This is a genomic window from Halopenitus persicus, from assembly GCF_002355635.1.
GTDB classification, from domain to species: Archaea; Halobacteriota; Halobacteria; order Halobacteriales; family Haloferacaceae; genus Halopenitus; species Halopenitus persicus_A.
The window spans coordinates 1,863,622-1,879,863 of sequence record NZ_AP017558.1 but is presented as its reverse complement, the minus strand read 5'-3'; the positions used below and the strand labels follow the sequence as shown (position 1 = coordinate 1,879,863).

The window sequence follows — 16,242 nt, the reverse complement described above, 5'->3', positions numbered from 1 at the left end:
CGATCCGGCAGCGGGGGTCGTCGGTCCATCCGTACGCGAGCCGGCCACACGGGAGTTCCCGGTTCGGACGGTTTTTGAGGCCTGAGCCGCTATCGTGGCGTAGATGATATCGAAGGGCTGTGAACAGTGCGCCAAGGGCGGGAAGATGGTCCTGTTCGTCTACGGCTACTGTGACCAGCGGGACTGTTTCTACTGCCCGCTCGGCGAGAAGCGCAAGAACGTCACCGACGTCTACGCCAACGAGCGCCTCGTGGAGGACGACGAGGACGTCATCACCGAGGCCAAGCGGATGGACGCGCTGGGGACCTCGATCACCGGCGGGGAACCCCAGGAGGCCCTCGAGAAGACCTGCCGATACCTGCGGCTGTTGAAGGACGAGTTCGGCGAGGACCACCACACGCACTTATATACCGGCATCACCGGCGGTCGGGAGAACATGCGCCGCCTGAGCGAGGCGGGCCTCGACGAGATCCGCTTTCACCCGCCGCTGGAGCTGTGGGGCGACCTCCACGGAACCGAGTGGGAGGAGATCCTCCACATCGCCCGCGAGGAGGGACTCACGCCGGCCTTCGAGATCCCCGGCATCCGCGCGGAGCCGGAGTTCATCGAGTTCCTGGACGAGGGCGCCGCTGAGTTCTGCAACGTCAACGAGTTCGAAATGAGCGACGGCAACTACCGGCGGATGCAGGAGGAGGGCTTCGAGCTTCAGGAGGGCCACATGTCCGCGGTCGAGGGCTCGAAGGACGAGGCGATCGTCGCCGAGATGGCGAGCCACGAGAAGGTCTACTTCTGCACCTCCGTGTTCAAGGACGCGGCACAACACCGGAACCGCCTCAAACGGATGGCGAAGAACGTCCGCCGGGAGTTCGACGAGGTCACCGACGACGGAACGCTCGTCTACGGGAAGACGTACACCGACCCGGGCCGTTTCGAGGCCCTGGGCGTTCCCGAGGAGTTCTACACGGTCAAATCGAACCACGTCGAGGTCGCCTGGTGGCTCCTCGAGGAGATGATCGAGGAGGGCGACCTCGACGACGGGGAGATCGTCGAACAGTATCCGACGGTCGACGGGACCGTCGTCGAGCGCACGCCGGTCGCGTAGCCCGGCAGCGGCTTTCCCTCGCGGCTTTCGCTCGCGGTTTCTGTTTTATCCGTCGTTACGGTCGGCGTCGGCCAGCAGCTGCGAGGCGTTCACGAGCGACTCGAGTTCGACGTCGTGGTCGGCGAGCAGCTCCGCGGCGCCCTCCTGTCGGTCCACGACGACGAGGACGCGGTCGACGACCGCGCCCGCATCGCGCAGCGCCTCGACGGCGTCGAGCGCCGACCGGCCGGTCGTCGCGATGTCCTCGAGAACGACGACCTCCTCGCCGTCGGCCAGCCGCCCTTCGATCCGGTTGCCGGTGCCGTACTCCTTGGCCTGCTTGCGGGCGATGACGTAGGGGCGGTCGATCTCGGCCGCCGTGACCGCCACGAGCGGCACGGCGCCCAGGGCGACGCCGGCGAGCTTCGCGTCGACGTCGGCGAGGCGGTCGGCGAAGGCGGCCGCGATCAGCCGGAGACACTCGGGGTCCGTCTCGAAGAGGTACTTGTCGACGTAGTAGTCGCTCGTGCCGCCGTGGGAGAGCTCGAACTCGCCGAACCGCACGGCGTCGGCCGCACGCAGCGCGGCGATGAGGTCGGCCGTCTCGTCCGTCGAACCGGATCGCGTCTCCGTCTCGTCCATACGTCGGTAGCGCGGTTCCGCCGGTATAAACCGGTCGAAACGGCCGAACGGGACAGTCGCGACGCGATCGAACGGGGCAGTCATAGCCCGGCCGAAGCGCGCGGCCGTGAATCGCCGACCGGAACGATCGTGGCGCCGGCAAACGGATCCCATTGCGCGATCGGAAACAGTGAACTACCCCTGCCTACTCGCCGCCTTCGGCGGCTCCTTGAGGCAGGGGCTTCCTGCTTCCAGGACGCGCTTTGCAGACACAACCGCAGTGTCCGCAGGGAGCGCAGTCTCCACAGGCGTTCCTTCGGAGTGATCCACTCCTAGTTCGGTGAGTCCACGAAGAAGAATGTTCCACGCTGCGTTTGCGTCTCTGTCCGCTTTCAAGCCACAGGCGGGACAGGAGTGTTCCCGCACCCACAGCGGCTTGTCGGTTGCGACGCCACACTGAGCGCACTCTTTGGTTGTGCCTTCGGGTTCAACCTCCACGAAGTGCGTGCCTTCGCGTTCGCACTTGTATTCGAGCATATCCGTGAAGGTATTCCACGCTGCTGACGCCGTATTGCGGCTGTTGCGCGCCGATTCGAGCATCCCTTTTACGTCGAGGTTTTCGACCGCGACTAGCTCGTACTCTCGGGCGTAGTAGTTCGAGAGTTTGTGCAGGAAGTCACGACGTTTGCGCTTGATTTGGAAGTGACACTCAGCCACTCGCTGGCGCTGTTTCTTCCAGTTGTGCGACTTGTACTCTTTGCGCGAGAGAGTCCGTTGTTCTCGTTCGAGCCTGTCGCGTTCCGCCGACAGGTCGAGTGATTCGACTGCCGTGCCGTCGGTGTCTTGGGCATACTTCAGGATACCCACGTCGATGCCGACCATATTCTCTGCGTCAATATCGGCCAGCGATGGCTTCGTTGGTGGTTCTCCGTCCATCTCGATACCGAAGATGGCGAACCACTCACCTGTCTTCTCCTTTTTGAGCGTGACTTCCTTGACCGTGGCGTCGTCGGGGAGCGGTCGGTGGAGTTCGATGGGAATGTCCGCGAGTTTGGACAGTGACAACACGGTCTGACCATCCTTTTTGTCGAGTTCGAAGCCAGACTGGTTGTACGTGAAACTGCGGAATTCTCGCGGTGACTTCCACCGGAGTTCACCGACGGTATAGCCCTGTTCTTTGAGTTGTCCGAGACGTTTGATATTCTTAGCAATCCGCATAACGGTGGGCTGAAGCACTTTCGAGTACACGTCGGTGAGTGCGTCCCACCAGTCTTTGAGGACGGGAAGTTCGTCACGGATTTTTCGGACGCGCTGTTTGACAGTGCCGTCGCTCTCGGGAATCTGGTTGAAGCGGTACAGCGCGTGGTTGTAGAGTTGTCTACAGGTATCGCGGTGATAATCCAGCGTCTTCCGCTGGCGGTCAGTCGGTTTGAGTCGATACCTGTAGTTATAGTTCATCGTGTCGTGTTACTCGTCGGGGTCGGACGTTCGAACGATTTTCACGTCTGCGCCACGCCACCGTTTCGGGACGAGGACGTGTGCGCCGTTGCCGGTGGGTTTCACCTCTCCCTCGATGACTTCGTGGCCTTCGATTTCGTGCCTATCCATCATCGATGTGTAGACATTATTTAAACATAAGTGTGTCGGAGCGTGGGCCTGTGGGCCAGCAACAAGCGGGCGTATGAAAGACGATGACGGCGTTGACGAATCGCGGAGCGATTCGTTCGCACGGGGACGCTGTACCCCCAACCTACTCGCTCCCTCCGGTCGCTCCTTGAGGACGGGGGCTTAGCGCCTGCAAAAAGCTAAAGTACTGTCACGGTATACCATACCGTGTATGTCGTCAGCACCCAGCACGAGCGACGGTCTGTTCGACGAATTCCTCGAGGACCGCGGTCACGAGACCGAGATCGTACGCTGGGAGCGATCGTATAACAAGAAGCAGTGTCCCGAGTGTGGCGGCCTTCACGAGGAGTCGGCGAGCGAGTGCCGCGTCTGTGGCTGGGACCCGTACGCGTGAACCGCCTCGGGTGAATCACCTCGGGGTCAAGCCCCGAGGCTTCCCGTTTCCACGACGCGCTTTGCAGACACCGAACTGGTGTCCGTAGGGAGCGCAGTCTCCACAGGCGTTGATTCGGGCCATCCCAGCCCTAGTTCAGCAAAACCACGTTGTAGGACATTCATCGCTGCATTCGCATCACGGTCACATTCAAGGCCACAACTCGGACAGGAGTGTTCCCTGACCCAGATAGGCTTCGCCGTCTCCACACCACACGACGCGCACTCTTTCGTGGTGCCTCGCGCTTCGACCTGTTTGACGTGACATCCATACAGGTCGGCCTTGTATTCGAGGAGCGTGATGAACTGTCGCCACGCCGCGTCCTGCTTGTTCCGGGCGTTATGCGACTGTTCGAGCATCCCCTTCACGTTCAGGTCTTCCACGAATACAGCGTCGTATTCGCGGACAAGGCACGTCGTTATCTTGTGCTGGTAGTCCAGCACCTTCCGCTTGATGTGACGCTTGACCTTCGCCACTTTCCGGCGTTGCTTCTCGTAGTTGTTTGACCCTTTCTCCTTCCGCGACAACTTCCGTTGTTCGCGTCTGAGTCGGTCGTATTCGTCTTTGAGGTCGAGCCAATCTACGGTTTTGCCATCGCTGGTGTGGATGTAGTTGAGGATGCCGAGGTCGATTCCGACGCTGTTACTCGTGTTAAGCGAGTTCACGTCGGGTTTCTCGGGTAAGTCAGCGTCGTCGGTTTCGAGGCCGAAGGAGACAAACCATTCACCAGTCGTCTCCTTCTTGACAGTGGCCTCTTTGATGTCCGCTGTATCTGGGATTTCGCGGTGGTAGCGGATTTTGATGTCTCCGATTTTGGAGAGCCAGAGTGTCGCGCGTCGGCCACTCGTGTTTTTGAGTTCGAAGCCGGACTGTGAAAACGTCATACTCTGGAACTCCCGTGGCGACTTCCACTTGAGGTTCCCGACCTTGCGACCGTTCTGTTTCTGCTCGGAGAGGGCGTCGAGGTTCTGGTAGAACCGTGTGACGGTTCGTTGCAGAGCTTTCGAGTTAACCTCTGAGAAGATGGGGAACTGGTCTTTCCAGCCGGGGAGTCGGGAGTGGTGTTTGTACGCGGAGCCGATGTCGTCGGCGTCCACGTTTTCATACTCGTACAGGGTGTAGTTGTACGCTTGGCGATGAATGTCGATGTGGTATTCCAGTTCAGCCGCTACCTGTTGTGTCGGGTATGCTGGGTAGCGGTGACTGTACTCCATCGCTGTCTCTTGGTTATGGGTGTTTCGACTTAATGGCTTGTATCAGGAGTTGTCGGATTCAACCCCGGGGTCAAGCCCCGGGGCATTCTCCTTGCATTCTGTAAACGATCCGTACTACCCGACGGACTCGACGACCGGTGCGACCATTTTTATGCGATACCGCCACCATCGGTGAGTGATGACCGAGCGGCGATCCAAACGGACACCGGAGACGACCGTATCCGAACAGCCATCGGAGACGAGCACGGGAGGGCGGCCATCGGAGACGAGCACGGGAGGGCGGCCATCGGAGACGAGCACGGGAGGGCAGCCATCGGAGACGAGCACGGGAGAGCGGACGCCGGAGACGAGCACGGGAGGGCGGCCACCGGAGACGAGCACGGGAGAGCGGACGCCGAGGACGACCATCGATCCGGGGCGTCTGACCGGACGGATCGAACGACGGCAGTCGGTTGCGAATGCGACCGGCTCGGCCGGGGTATCGGGACAAGGACAACGCTTAACCGCCGAGTCACCGTTCCGTGAGGTACGACTATGGGTGTGATCGAGGACGTCTACGAGGACCTCGAGACCGACGTCGAGTTCGACGCGTTCGAGGCGGCGGTCGAGGACAAGGTCGAACAGATGGGCGGGCTCGCGGACGAGGAGACGGCCGCGATGCTCATCGCCCACGAGCTCCGCGACGAGGAGGTCGAGACGATCGCGGACATCGAGCCGGGGATGGACGACGTGAAGTTCCTCGGGAAGGTCACCTCGATCGGCGAGGTCCGGACCTTCGAGCGCGACGATGACGACGACCGGGAGGAGGGGCGCGTCTGTAACGTCGAGATCGCCGACGAGTCCGGATCGGTCAGGGTCGCCCTCTGGGACGAGATGGCGACCGGCGCCGCCGAGGAACTGGAAACCGGCGACGTGTTGCGCGTGATGGGGCGCCCGAAGGAGGGCTACAACGGCCTCGAGGTGAGCGCGAACAAGGTCGAGCCCGACGCGGACGCGGAGGTCGACGTGCAGCTCCTTGACGCCTACCGCGTCGAGGACCTGACGCTCGGTGCCTCGGACGTCACGCTCGTCGGAACGGTGCTCGAGGCCGGCGACGTCCGAACGTTCTCCCGGGACGACGGCACCGAGGGACGGGTCGCGAACCTCACTCTCGGCGACGAGACCGGTCGCGTCCGCGTGACGATGTGGGACGACCGGGCCGACCTCGCGGAGGAGTTCGAGGCGGGCGAGGTCGTCGAGGTCGTGGACGGTTACGTCCGCGAGCGGGACGACGACCTCGAGTTACACGTCGGAAATCGCGGCTCGATCGAACGCGTCGACGAGACGGTCGAATACGTCCCGGAGACGACCGACATCGCCGACCTGGAGATCGGGGAGACGGTCGATCTGGCCGGCGGCGTGATCGAGACGGACCCCAAGCGGACCTTCGACCGCGACGACGGCTCGGAGGGGCAGGTCCGAAACGTCCGCATCAGGGACGACACCGGCGAGATCCGGGTGGCGCTGTGGGGCGAGAAGGCCGACGCCGGGATCGAGCTGGCCGACGAAGTCCTGTTCACCGACGTCGAGATCAGCGACGGTTGGCAGGACGACCTCGAGGCGTCGGCCAACTGGCGGTCGACCGTCAGCGTGCTCGAGACCGGCAACGCGACCGACGGACGCCGGTCAGAGGGGTCGACGGCCGATGACCCGACCGAGTCGGCAGAGAAGCGGCCCGAAAGCGAGGGGCTCGATGCGTTCGCCAACGGCGCCGACGGCGCGACCGAAGGCGCGCGCGCGCAGTCCGACGGCGGGCCGGCGGCTGCGGCGGCCGCCACGGCCGACGCCTCCGAGTCGGCCGGGACCGACGAAGCGACGACCGGCAACGCGACGGAGGCGACCGCCGAGTTCACCGGGACGGTCGTCCAGGCCGGGAATCCGGTCGTGCTGGACGACGGGGAGCGAACGAGGAGCGTTCGGACCGACGAGACGCTGCGGCTCGGCGAGGAAGTGACGGTCCGCGGTCCCGAACGCGACGGTCGGATCGACGCCGAGGACGTCTTCTAGGTGGTCGTCGGCCCGCCACCCAGGGCCCACGACTCCGCGGGCCGGGGTCCGCCCGAAGGACCACGCGAATGACGGCACGCACGCCCCGGACAGCACCTAACGAAAACGGAGACGGCGGGTAACGGAAAGCGTTATACGGCGGACGGACCCGAGTGTGTGTATGAGTGTCGAGTTGCCGTTCGCCCCGGTCGACCAGATCATCCGGCGGAACGCCGGCGACCTCAGGGTCAGCGCTGACGCGGCGGAGGCGCTCGCGCGACGCGTCCAGGACCACGGCGCGACGCTAGCCACGGACGCCGCCGAGCGCGCAACGGCGGACGGTCGGAAGACGCTGATGGCCGCGGATTTCGACGTCGAACAGGTCGTCGACCGGGGGACGCTCACGCTCCCGGTCGCTCCGGTCGACCGGATCGCACGGTCCCGGATCGACGACCGCTATCGCGTCGGGATGGACGCGCGGATCGCGCTGGCCGACGTCCTCGAGGATTACGCCGACAACGTGGCGAGTGCGGCGGCCACGCTGGCGCGGCACGCGGATCGACGGACGATCCAGGCCGAGGACATCGAGACCTACTTCACCCTGTTCAACTAATATGCAGTTCGGCTACTCCGAGATCTGTCTGGAACACGACACCGGCGAGCGGCACCCGGAGACCCCGGACCGGCTCCGGGCGATCCGCAAGGGACTCCGGCAACGCCACGGCGTCGCCTACCACGAGGCGACCCCGGCGACCCGATCGGCGGTAGCCGCGGTCCACGACGAGGACTACGTCGACGACGTCGAGGCGTTCTGTGCCGACGGCGGCGGAAACTGGGACCCCGACACGGTCGCCTGCGAGAAGACGTGGGACGCCGCGCTCGCCTCGGCGGGACTCGCCCAGTGGGCGGCGCGGGAGGCGATCGCGGGCGCGAGCGGTCGGGAGACCCCGTTCGCGGTCGGCCGCCCGCCGGGCCACCACGCCGTGACGGACGACGCGATGGGATTCTGTTTCGTCAACAACGCCGCCGTCGCCGCACAGACGGTGATCGACGGGGGGCTCGCCGACCGGGTCGCGATCTTCGACTGGGACGTCCACCACGGCAACGGAACGCAGGACATCTTTTACGACCGCGGCGACGTCTTCTACGCCTCGATCCACGAACAGGGGCTGTATCCGGGCACGGGCGAGATCGACGAGACGGGAACCGGCGACGGCGAGGGAACCACGGTGAACGTTCCGCTCTCCGCCGGCGCGGGCGACGTGGAGTACTGTACGGTGCTCGATGAGGTGCTCGACCCGATGCTCGCGGCGTACGACCCCGACCTCCTGCTCGTCTCGGCCGGGTTCGACGCCCACCGCCACGACCCCATCTCCCGGATGCGGGTCTCCTCGGAGGGATACGCGCTGCTCACCGACCGGGTTCGCGACATCGCGGACCGGATCGGCGCGGCCCTCGGGTTCGTGCTCGAGGGGGGCTACGGGCTCGACACCCTCGCCGAGGGCGTCGGGATGGTCCACGAGACGTTCGACGGCCGCGAGCCGGTCGAACCGGAGGGCGATCTCAACGGGTCGACACGCGTGCTCATCAACGACGTCGAGTCACAGTTCGACCGCTGACGATCGGCTTTCGACCGCTGACCCGAATGGCTTAGTCCCCGACCAGTCGGCTCCACGGCCCCACCGCACGTCACGGCCGCGGCTCGAAGTAGGAGCGAAGCTGTCTGCCGAACCCGTCCGCCAGCGACGCGACGTCGTCGCCGACGAGCACCTCACGGTCCGCGATCGCGTCGGTGAGCTGTGCGCCGAGCCCGACGTCGGAGAGATCGCCCTCGGCGAGGAACGCGGCCGCGCTCGTGACCGCTCGCTCCCGCTCGACGACGTAGCGGTCGCCGTCGAGGAACGGGCCGTAGGTATGCGGGTCCCCGTCGTCGGCGTAGGCGTCGTAGAAGCCCTCGGCGTGTTCCCGCACCGAGACCGGGGGACCGCGGTGGGCGGCGACCGCGGGCAGCGACTCGCGCAGGGGCTCAATGAGGATGACGGCGCGACCGGGGTCGGAGAGACCGGTCCCGCGTGCGCGGCTCGCGGCGACCGGATCGCCCTCGACCATCGTCCGCGATCGAAGCACCGGAAACTGGCGGTCCTCGAGGGCGCGAACGATCCCGTCACGCGACTTCCGGAGCTGGGGCCACAGCTGGTCGTCGACGAGCGCCGGTGGCTGGAGGACGATCGCGACCGGGGTCGTCCCGCGTCGGTCGACGTGCTCGCGGACCGCGTCGGCCGATATCGGCTCCCGTTCGGGGGGAAAGAAGGGCGTCGGGCTCGGGTCGGCAAGGTACGCGCGGGCGTGGTGTTGCAACCGGGCGAGGTTGCGCCCGGAGCAGACTGCCGCCACGTTCCGCTCCGGGTCGGTCGGGTCGATCACGACGAGCGGGTCGTCGAAGGTCGCCGTGCCGTGGTCCTCGGGGTCGAGCCGAACGGGCGGATGCCAGTCGGCGGCGGCCCGCAAAAGCGGCTCGAACCCGCCGTGCTCGACGACGAGCAGCTCGGTCAGGTACCCCGAAAACCCCCGATTTCGGAGGTCGCTGCCGTATGCGCCGATCCCCTTGAGGAACCGCTTCGCGAGCAGCACGTCCGCGGCGAGTTCCTCGGTGAGCCGCTCGGAGAGGTAGGCGTCGTGAAACGGGGTGCGATCGACCGCCGACCGGATCGCCCCGGCGTCGGGGACGTCGTAACACGGGACGAGATCGACGTCGAATCCCTCGAGGGTGCCCGTAACGTAGGGGTGTTCGGCGTACTCCTCGTGACCGTCCGGCAGGACGGCGTGGCCGATCGACAGCCCGTAGCGCTCGAGGTCGGCCCGGGGGAGGTCGGTCGGAAACCGAACGAAGAGGTCGATGTCCCGGTCCCCCGACAGCCACGTGCCGCGGGCGGTCGACCCGACGCGGACCACGTCGACGTCGCCGTCCGGACCGGCGGTCAGGTCGGCGTCGAGGTCGACGACGGCCGCCCGCGTCCGGTCGACGAGCCGGGTCGCGACCGACTCGAGACGCTCCCGCTCCGCCGGGTCGGGGGTGATGCGGTCGAGGACCGACCGCCGAACGGATTCCGGATCGCTCATACCGACCGCTTCAGTCGGTCGGCGTGAAAGGATGTCGGTCGGGACTCGGCCGCGGTGATCGACTCGTAGCGCTCTCCATACCCCGGTCCACGGCGATCGGGAGCCGCCGGTGCGACGCGTGAAACCGACCGACGCGACGTGTGGAACCGACCGACGCCGTCGGGTGAAAACGAAAGCCCTATCAAAAGGAGACCAGTATGAACGCGTAGAGCCGAAGTAGCTCAGTTGGTAGAGCGCCTCGCTGTTAGGACGATCGGCTTTCCCGTTCGTCGCAGTCACGAGGCGGTCCCAGGTTCGAGTCCTGGCTTCGGCGCTTCTCCCGTTTCGTCGCCCACGGAGCGTCCCGCTCGGGAAACGACCCCGGACAGATCGGTTTCGAGACACCCGACCCGAGTCGTCCGCTCACCGGGACGTCCGCTCACCGAGTCGTCCGTCCCCGAGTCGAACGAAGGCGGTACGCTAAAGAGGCATCGACGGATAGCCCGTTGTGAGGGCCCTTAGCTTAGTCCGGCTGAAAGCGACTCGCTCATAACGAGTTGAGCGTTGGTTCAAATCCGACAGGGCCCATCGACTCGCTGGTCGATTCGGAGCCGACCGCACCCGTATTCATCCAGTCACCCCGTGATCTTCATCCAGTCACCCCGTCGTCTTCATCCGGTCACCCCGTCGTCTTCATTCCGGCGGCGATCCCCGTGACGGTCAGCCGGAGCGCCCGATCCTCGGTCGCCGACCGGGAGTCCCGGTCGAGCAGCTGGACCTGCAGCAGGTGGAGCGGATCCACGTAGGGATTGCGGCGCTCCAGGCTCTCGGTCAGCCAGCCCCGCTTCACCAGCGTCTCCCGACCGGTGATCGCTCGAACGAGCTCGACGGCTCGGTCGTGTTCCTCGCGGATCCGCCCGAAGACGCGGTCGCGGATCTCCGGCTCCGCCAGGGCCGCGTACTCGGCGGCGATCTCCAGGTCGGTCCGAGCCAGCGAGAGCGCGGCGCTGTCGAGGATCGTCCGGAAGAACGGCCACGACTCGTACATCGCGGCGAGCGTCCCCACGTCGCCGTCCGACTCGAGGTACGCGTCGAGGCCCGTCGCCAGCGAGTACCAGCCCGTGATCGGACACCGCGTCTGCGTCCACGCGAACACCCACGGGATCGCTCGGAGGTCCTCGACGGTCCGCTCCCCGCTCCGGGAGGCCGGCCGTGACCCGAGGTTCAGCTCCTCGATCACCGAGATCGGGGTGGCGTCGCCGAAGTACTCGAGGAAGCCGTCGGTCGCGAGCAGCTCGCGGTACGCCTCGCGGGCGGCGTCGGCCGCCGTCTCCATCGCCGCCTCCCATTCCGGCTCCACGGGGTCGGCCTCGCCCTCGAGCGCGCGCAGCCGGGCACGGATCTGGGCGTTCAACAGCCGCTCGAGCTCGCGGTTCGCGATCCGCGGGTTCGCGTACCGCTCGGCGATCGCCTCGCCCTGTTCGGTGTACTTCACCGCTCCCGTCACCGTCTCGGGCGGCAGCGACAGCAGCGACTCCGCGACCGGCCCCCCGCTCCGGGAGATCGAGCCGCCCCGGCCGTGGAACAGTCGGAGCTCGATGCCGTACTCCTCGGCGATCGCCGACAACCGTTTCTGGTTGCTGTACAGCGCCCACTGGGCCGCGAGGTAGCCGTTCTCCTTGTTCGAGTCCGAGTACCCCAACATCACCTCCTGGACGTCACCACGCGCCGCGACCGCGGCCGCGTACGCCTCGTTCTCGAACAGCGTCCCCATGATTCGCCGCGCGTCCGAGAGGGCGTACTCGGTCTCGAGCAGGGGAACGACGTCGAGACCGCTGTGCTCCGGCAGGTCGACGACCCCGGCCGCCGCGGCCAGGAACAGCACCTCCAGCACGTGCGATGGTTCCTCACACATGCTGATGCAGTAGGTGTCGATCGCGTCCGTGCCGTACTCGCGCTGCCAGTCGGCGAGCTTCGCGAACCGCTCGAGCACGCGGGCGGTCGTCTCCGAGACGTCCGCGAGCGCGTCGAACGCGACGAGGTCGGGGGCGTCGTCCATCGCGGCGGTCAGAAACCGGACGCGCTCGGACTCGTTCATCGCCGCGTAATCGATCCCGGCTCGATCGAGCGCCTCCGTGACCGCCTGCGTGTGGTTCTCCCGGTGGTCCCGGAGGTCCAGGCTCGCGAGGGTGAAGCCGAAGGTCGCGACGGTACGAATCAGCGGGTCGACGTGGGTCGCGGCGACGTCGCTCGCGTCGTTGGCTCGGAGATCCGCCGCAATCGCCTCCAGATCGCGGCGGAACGCGTCCGCGTCCGGGTACCCACCGGGACGAACGTCGCCGACGCGGTCGAGTCGCTCGTGGATGCACAGCAGCTTCTGGCGGTACGGCTCGTTCGAGTACCGCGACTCCGCGCGCTCGGCGGCCTCGGGCAGCCGGTCCTTGTCGCGAGCGAGCGATTTCCGGACGGCGTCGCCCAGCTCGAGCCGGCTCGCGTCCTGGCTGAGCACGTTCGAGAGCGACCGCACGCGGTCGCGGTAGCCCTCGAGGGCCGCCTCGCGCTGGCGCTCGAGCGTGTCGGAGGTTACCACGGGCGTGACGTGCGGGTTGCCGTCACGGTCCGACCCCGCCCACGACCGGAACTCGAGGAGTGTCGGACCGGCAGGACCCGCGTCGGCGAAGGCGGCGACCGGCTCGAGGACGTCGCCGACCACGTCGAAGAGGACGTTCTCGAGGTACCACTGGACGTTCAACACCTCGTCGAGCGGCTCGGGCCGACGGTCGCGCACCTGCGGGGTCTGCCAGAGGCTCGTCACGTCCGCGCGAAGCTCGCGCTCGAGCCGGTCGCGCTCGTCGTCGGTGAGCAGGCGCTCGTCGAGCGCCGCCAGCGTCCCGGCGACCGATCGGAGTTTCGTCTTGACGGTCTTGCGGCGCGCCTCGGTCGGATGGGCGGTGAACGTCGGCTCGACGAGGACGTCCGAAAGGACGCGCTCGGCCGTCTCCGGGTCCGCCTCCTCGAGCAGAGCGATCGCCTCCGCGAGGCCGTCGTCGGGGACGTCGGCCTGCGACTGCTCGCGGAGCGCCCGAACGCGCTCGCGCTCCTCGGCGAGGTTGATCAGTTCGAAGTAGGCGGTGAACGCGCGGGCGACGACCAGCTGTCTATCGGCATCGCTCGCCGCGAGCGTCGCCCGGAGCGGATCGCGCGACTCGAGTGCATCATCGGACGAGCGGTACGCGATCGCGTCGGTCCGGAGGGCCTCGACGGTCTCGAGGGCGTCGGCGGACGCCTGCTCGGTGAGCACGTCGCCGACGAGCGCCCCGAGTTCCCGGACGTCCTGTCGGATATCGCGGCGGTACAGGTCCATACGGGCCACCTCCGCCGGATCCCCGTTAAATATATTCCTTGTTAACATAAAACATCCTATGTCGGACACGTCGTGGTCACGACGACGATTCGTTCCGACGACGGCCCCTTTAAGTGCACCGTCGCCAAACGCCGGCTATGGAGCCGATCACCGTCACGGCGGACGCGGAGACGTTCACCTGTAACGCCTATCTGGTGCCCGGATCGACGACGACGCTGGTCGACGCCGGCACGATGCCCGGCGTCGAGGACGTCATCGCCGACCACGTCGACGGCCTGGACCGGGTCGTGCTCACGCATCAACACGCCGACCACATCGGCGAGCTGGACGCCGTCCTCGACGCCTTCGACGCCGACCTGTACGCCCACGGCGACCATCCACGCCGGGACGTCGCGCTCGAGGACGGCGACGTGGTCACGATCGGCGACGAACGGTGCGAGGTGGTGTACACGCCGGGTCACGCCGTCGACCACGTCGCGTTCGTCGGGCCCGACCGGCTCTACAGCGGCGACGTCGTCGTCTACAACGACGGCGCCTTCGAGGACGGCTCCTTCGGGCGCACCGACATGACGGGTCAGTCACGTGAACGGCTGATCGAGAGCCTCCAGGACCTTCTCGACCGGCTGCCGGACGCCGTCTCCGAGCTGTACGCCGGACACGGCGACGTCTACCGGGCGGGCGAGGGCGACGAGTCCGTTCGTGCCGTGATCGAGCGCGCGCTCGACCGGGCGGAGCGGCGGGAGCCGAAATACCCCGAGTAAGGCCTGGGCGGACGGATAGGACTTGGGCGGACGGGCGTCTCAGTGGAGCGTGAACGGCCGGAGAAGGCGGCGTCGATTACGCGGCGCGGCGCTCGGTCGCCTTCGGGCGGAGGTTCTTGTACCCGCACTTGCGGCATTCGTCGGCGTCCTTCGGGTTGCGGGCGTTACAGCGCATACACACGAGCTTCTCGAGCGTTCGCTTCTTCGCGGCGTCGAAACTGGCCATACGTGCCGATACGCGGGTACGCGCTAAAAGCTTGCGAGACGGGGACGCAACGCTTGCGGGACGGAGACGCGACTCCGGACCGACGCGGGAGCGTGAGAAGCGGCCGTCGGAGTCCGATCCGGATCGTGAACGATTACGCGGGAGCGTGAGAAGCGGCCGTCGGAGTCCGATCCGGATCGTGAACGATTACGCGGCCGCGGCCGCCTGCGAGATGGCGTCCTCGAGGTCCTCCTTCTGGGTGACCCCAACGAACCGGTCGACGACGCCGTCGTCGGACTCGACGATGAGCGTGGGCAGCGACCGGACCTGGTACTGGTTGGCGACGTCCTGCTGCTCGTCGACGTCGATCTTCTGCAGCTCGAAGGCGTCCCCCAGCTCCTCCTGCAGTTCTTCGAGGATCGGGTCCTGGGTCTTACACGGGCCGCACCAGTCAGCGTGGAAATCGAGAAGTCGAACGGTCATACTGTGCTATCGATAGTAACGGCGGAGCGTGCATAAGGGTTACTCACGCGGCACGGCATGGACGGCCGACCCATCTCGGAACGAACCGGTTCGACCCGTGTCGAAACGTTTACGCGAGTGGCAGTCCGAGGTCGGGTATGAGCAGCGGTCAGAACTCCGGCGGGCTGATGTCCAGCGCGGGACTGGTCCGGTATTTCGACTCCGAGGGCCGGGACGCGATCAGGATCGACCCGAAAACCGTGATCGCCTTCGCGGTTCTGTTCGGCGTCCTCGTCCAGATCGTCTCGCTGACGATCTAACGGCCAGGAGACCGACCCGTGCGGGAGAGAACGCGCCCTTTTTGAGAGCCGCACGCGGAGTGACGGATATGAAAGCAGGCGTCCTCGCCGTGCAGGGCGACGTGTCGGAACACGCCGCGGCGATACGGCGTGCGGCCACGGCCCACGGCGAGCCGGCGGAGGTCGTCGAGATCCGGGAATCGGGGCTCCTCCCGGAGTGTGACGTCCTCCTGTGTCCCGGCGGGGAGTCGACGACGATCTCGCGGCTGATCCACCGTGAGGGGATCGCCGGGGAGATCCGCGATCACGTGGCCGCGGACAAGCCCGTGCTCGCGACCTGCGCCGGACTCATCGTGCTCTCGACGGACGCCAAGGACGATCGCGTCGAGACGCTCGGGCTGATCGACGCCACCGTCGACCGGAACGCCTTCGGCCGACAGGCCGACTCCTTCGAGGCCCCGCTGGCGGTCGGCGGTCTCGCCGACCCGTTCCACGCGGTCTTCATTCGCGCGCCGCTCATCGACGCCGTCGGCGAGGACGTCGACGTCCTGGCGAGCTGGGAGGATCGTCCCGTCCTCGTCCGTGACGGACCGGTTCTCGGCTGTTCGTTCCATCCGGAACTGACCGACGATCCGCGGATCCACGACCTCGCCTTCTTCTCGGAGGTGGCGGCGACCGCATGAGCGACGAATCGACTGGCGGCGATCCGAACGGTTCCGCCGCAGCCGACGAGGCAGCCACAGCCGAAACCGCGGACGTCCTCGACGAGCTTTGCGCGACGATCGAGGACCGAAAGCGCGAGCTGCCCGAGGGTTCCTACACCGCCTCGCTTTTCACCCACGAGAAGGGGGAGAACGCGGTCCTGGAGAAGATCGGCGAGGAAACCACGGAGACGATCCTCGCGGCCAAGGACGACGACGAGGCGGAGCTGCTCTACGAGAGCGCCGACCTCGTCTACCACCTGCTGGTCCTGCTGGCGATGAAGGACCTCGACGTCGACGACCTCCGCGACGAGCTCGAGTCCCGGTTCGGCTAGCACGTCCCGGTTCCGC

Annotated in this window: 18 protein-coding genes and 2 tRNA genes; 12 read left to right on the top strand and 8 right to left on the bottom strand. The window is 66.4% G+C overall.

What is annotated here, in order from left to right; translation table 11 throughout:
- Positions 1–103 precede the first annotated feature (103 nt).
- A complete protein-coding gene (locus tag CPZ00_RS09110) occupies positions 104–1,102 on the top strand; it encodes a radical SAM protein (protein WP_096390599.1) in 999 nt (332 codons plus the stop codon).
- Positions 1,103–1,147: 45 nt separating this feature from the next.
- Here the strand turns inward: CPZ00_RS09110 and pyrE are convergent, their stop codons facing one another.
- The 3 genes from pyrE to CPZ00_RS15360 all read right to left on the bottom strand — a co-directional run bounded on the left by pyrE (position 1,148) and on the right by CPZ00_RS15360 (position 3,310).
- Entirely contained in the window at positions 1,148–1,723 is a 576-nt protein-coding gene (pyrE, locus tag CPZ00_RS09105) for an orotate phosphoribosyltransferase (RefSeq protein WP_096390598.1), read from the bottom strand.
- Between the two features lie 174 nt (positions 1,724–1,897).
- A complete protein-coding gene (locus CPZ00_RS09100; RefSeq protein ID WP_096390597.1) occupies positions 1,898–3,160 on the bottom strand; it encodes an RNA-guided endonuclease InsQ/TnpB family protein in 1,263 nt (420 codons plus the stop codon).
- 9 nt (positions 3,161–3,169) lie between these two features.
- Positions 3,170–3,310, bottom strand: a complete 141-nt coding sequence (locus CPZ00_RS15360; protein ID WP_015911534.1) for a DUF2080 family transposase-associated protein — start codon at positions 3,308–3,310, stop codon at positions 3,170–3,172.
- Between the two features lie 229 nt (positions 3,311–3,539).
- Between CPZ00_RS15360 and CPZ00_RS09095 the strand changes: the two genes are divergently transcribed.
- Positions 3,540–3,722: an HVO_0416 family zinc finger protein gene (locus tag CPZ00_RS09095; protein ID WP_021073132.1), complete on the top strand. Its 183-nt coding sequence runs from the start codon at positions 3,540–3,542 to the stop codon at positions 3,720–3,722.
- A 26-nt stretch (positions 3,723–3,748) separates the two neighbouring features.
- Here the strand turns inward: CPZ00_RS09095 and CPZ00_RS09090 are convergent, their stop codons facing one another.
- Complete coding sequence (locus CPZ00_RS09090; protein WP_096389614.1) at positions 3,749–4,975, bottom strand: RNA-guided endonuclease InsQ/TnpB family protein; 1,227 nt, start codon at positions 4,973–4,975, stop codon at positions 3,749–3,751.
- 171 nt (positions 4,976–5,146) lie between these two features.
- Here CPZ00_RS09090 and CPZ00_RS09085 point away from each other — a divergent pair, with 171 nt between their 5' ends.
- The 4 genes from CPZ00_RS09085 to CPZ00_RS09070 all read left to right on the top strand — a co-directional run bounded on the left by CPZ00_RS09085 (position 5,147) and on the right by CPZ00_RS09070 (position 8,619).
- On the top strand, positions 5,147–5,500 hold the full coding sequence (locus tag CPZ00_RS09085; RefSeq protein WP_096390596.1) for a hypothetical protein: 354 nt from the start codon (positions 5,147–5,149) through the stop codon (positions 5,498–5,500).
- A 9-nt stretch (positions 5,501–5,509) separates the two neighbouring features.
- Positions 5,510–7,021 carry a single-stranded DNA binding protein gene (locus tag CPZ00_RS09080; RefSeq protein WP_096390595.1) on the top strand — a complete coding sequence of 504 codons (1,512 nt, stop codon included), beginning with the start codon at positions 5,510–5,512 and terminating at the stop codon, positions 7,019–7,021.
- Between the two features lie 160 nt (positions 7,022–7,181).
- The gene (locus CPZ00_RS09075; protein WP_096390594.1) at positions 7,182–7,613 is read left to right on the top strand and encodes a histone family protein; all 432 of its coding nucleotides are present in this window, start codon (positions 7,182–7,184) and stop codon (positions 7,611–7,613) included.
- 1 nt (position 7,614) lies between these two features.
- On the top strand, positions 7,615–8,619 hold the full coding sequence (locus tag CPZ00_RS09070) for a histone deacetylase family protein (RefSeq protein ID WP_096390593.1): 1,005 nt from the start codon (positions 7,615–7,617) through the stop codon (positions 8,617–8,619).
- A 70-nt stretch (positions 8,620–8,689) separates the two neighbouring features.
- Here the strand turns inward: CPZ00_RS09070 and cca are convergent, their stop codons facing one another.
- On the bottom strand, positions 8,690–10,120 hold the full coding sequence (gene cca / locus CPZ00_RS09065) for a CCA tRNA nucleotidyltransferase (protein ID WP_096390592.1): 1,431 nt from the start codon (positions 10,118–10,120) through the stop codon (positions 8,690–8,692).
- A gap of 210 nt (positions 10,121–10,330) precedes the next feature.
- Here cca and CPZ00_RS09060 point away from each other — a divergent pair.
- A tRNA-Asn gene (locus CPZ00_RS09060) sits at positions 10,331–10,433 on the top strand.
- Between the two features lie 178 nt (positions 10,434–10,611).
- A tRNA-Ile gene (locus CPZ00_RS09055) sits at positions 10,612–10,687 on the top strand.
- Between the two features lie 91 nt (positions 10,688–10,778).
- On the opposite strand, the gene CPZ00_RS09050 is transcribed toward CPZ00_RS09055, so the two are convergent.
- The gene (locus CPZ00_RS09050; protein WP_096390591.1) at positions 10,779–13,463 is read right to left on the bottom strand and encodes a phosphoenolpyruvate carboxylase; all 2,685 of its coding nucleotides are present in this window, start codon (positions 13,461–13,463) and stop codon (positions 10,779–10,781) included.
- Between the two features lie 137 nt (positions 13,464–13,600).
- On the opposite strand from CPZ00_RS09050, the gene CPZ00_RS09045 reads away from it, so the two are divergent.
- On the top strand, positions 13,601–14,224 hold the full coding sequence (locus CPZ00_RS09045) for an MBL fold metallo-hydrolase (protein ID WP_096390590.1): 624 nt from the start codon (positions 13,601–13,603) through the stop codon (positions 14,222–14,224).
- A 76-nt stretch (positions 14,225–14,300) separates the two neighbouring features.
- Here the strand turns inward: CPZ00_RS09045 and CPZ00_RS09040 are convergent, their stop codons facing one another.
- Positions 14,301–14,450, bottom strand: a complete 150-nt coding sequence (locus CPZ00_RS09040; protein WP_021073125.1) for a 50S ribosomal protein L40e — start codon at positions 14,448–14,450, stop codon at positions 14,301–14,303.
- Between the two features lie 186 nt (positions 14,451–14,636).
- Positions 14,637–14,912 (bottom strand): thioredoxin, encoded by a 276-nt coding sequence (gene trxA, locus CPZ00_RS09035; RefSeq protein ID WP_021073124.1) that lies wholly within the window; start codon positions 14,910–14,912, stop codon positions 14,637–14,639.
- 137 nt (positions 14,913–15,049) lie between these two features.
- On the opposite strand from trxA, the gene CPZ00_RS09030 reads away from it, so the two are divergent.
- The 3 genes from CPZ00_RS09030 to CPZ00_RS09020 all read left to right on the top strand — a co-directional run bounded on the left by CPZ00_RS09030 (position 15,050) and on the right by CPZ00_RS09020 (position 16,226).
- Complete coding sequence (locus CPZ00_RS09030; RefSeq protein WP_021073123.1) at positions 15,050–15,211, top strand: preprotein translocase subunit Sec61beta; 162 nt, start codon at positions 15,050–15,052, stop codon at positions 15,209–15,211.
- 68 nt (positions 15,212–15,279) lie between these two features.
- Positions 15,280–15,873 carry a pyridoxal 5'-phosphate synthase glutaminase subunit PdxT gene (gene pdxT / locus CPZ00_RS09025; protein ID WP_096390589.1) on the top strand — a complete coding sequence of 198 codons (594 nt, stop codon included), beginning with the start codon at positions 15,280–15,282 and terminating at the stop codon, positions 15,871–15,873.
- Entirely contained in the window at positions 15,870–16,226 is a 357-nt protein-coding gene (locus CPZ00_RS09020; RefSeq protein WP_096390588.1) for a phosphoribosyl-ATP diphosphatase, read from the top strand. The genes pdxT and CPZ00_RS09020 overlap by 4 nt, the downstream gene beginning before the upstream one ends.
- Positions 16,227–16,242 lie beyond the last annotated feature (16 nt).

What these genes read in the sequence shown, in the direction of transcription:
- CPZ00_RS09030 (WP_021073123.1), top strand. Translation starts at nt 15,050, where the DNA reads ATGAGCAGCGGTCAGAACTCCGGCGGGCTGATGTCCAGCGCGGGACTG.
- CPZ00_RS09040 (WP_021073125.1), bottom strand. Translation starts at nt 14,450, where the DNA reads ATGGCCAGTTTCGACGCCGCGAAGAAGCGAACGCTCGAGAAGCTCGTG.
- CPZ00_RS09050 (WP_096390591.1), bottom strand. Translation starts at nt 13,463, where the DNA reads ATGGACCTGTACCGCCGCGATATCCGACAGGACGTCCGGGAACTCGGG.
- cca (WP_096390592.1), bottom strand. Translation starts at nt 10,120, where the DNA reads ATGAGCGATCCGGAATCCGTTCGGCGGTCGGTCCTCGACCGCATCACC.
- CPZ00_RS09020 (WP_096390588.1), top strand. Translation starts at nt 15,870, where the DNA reads ATGAGCGACGAATCGACTGGCGGCGATCCGAACGGTTCCGCCGCAGCC.
- CPZ00_RS09090 (WP_096389614.1), bottom strand. Translation starts at nt 4,975, where the DNA reads ATGGAGTACAGTCACCGCTACCCAGCATACCCGACACAACAGGTAGCG.
- CPZ00_RS09095 (WP_021073132.1), top strand. Translation starts at nt 3,540, where the DNA reads ATGTCGTCAGCACCCAGCACGAGCGACGGTCTGTTCGACGAATTCCTC.
- CPZ00_RS15360 (WP_015911534.1), bottom strand. Translation starts at nt 3,310, where the DNA reads ATGGATAGGCACGAAATCGAAGGCCACGAAGTCATCGAGGGAGAGGTG.
- CPZ00_RS09100 (WP_096390597.1), bottom strand. Translation starts at nt 3,160, where the DNA reads ATGAACTATAACTACAGGTATCGACTCAAACCGACTGACCGCCAGCGG.
- pdxT (WP_096390589.1), top strand. Translation starts at nt 15,280, where the DNA reads ATGAAAGCAGGCGTCCTCGCCGTGCAGGGCGACGTGTCGGAACACGCC.
- CPZ00_RS09080 (WP_096390595.1), top strand. Translation starts at nt 5,510, where the DNA reads ATGGGTGTGATCGAGGACGTCTACGAGGACCTCGAGACCGACGTCGAG.
- CPZ00_RS09075 (WP_096390594.1), top strand. Translation starts at nt 7,182, where the DNA reads ATGAGTGTCGAGTTGCCGTTCGCCCCGGTCGACCAGATCATCCGGCGG.
- CPZ00_RS09070 (WP_096390593.1), top strand. Translation starts at nt 7,615, where the DNA reads ATGCAGTTCGGCTACTCCGAGATCTGTCTGGAACACGACACCGGCGAG.
- pyrE (WP_096390598.1), bottom strand. Translation starts at nt 1,723, where the DNA reads ATGGACGAGACGGAGACGCGATCCGGTTCGACGGACGAGACGGCCGAC.
- CPZ00_RS09045 (WP_096390590.1), top strand. Translation starts at nt 13,601, where the DNA reads ATGGAGCCGATCACCGTCACGGCGGACGCGGAGACGTTCACCTGTAAC.
- trxA (WP_021073124.1), bottom strand. Translation starts at nt 14,912, where the DNA reads ATGACCGTTCGACTTCTCGATTTCCACGCTGACTGGTGCGGCCCGTGT.
- CPZ00_RS09110 (WP_096390599.1), top strand. Translation starts at nt 104, where the DNA reads ATGATATCGAAGGGCTGTGAACAGTGCGCCAAGGGCGGGAAGATGGTC.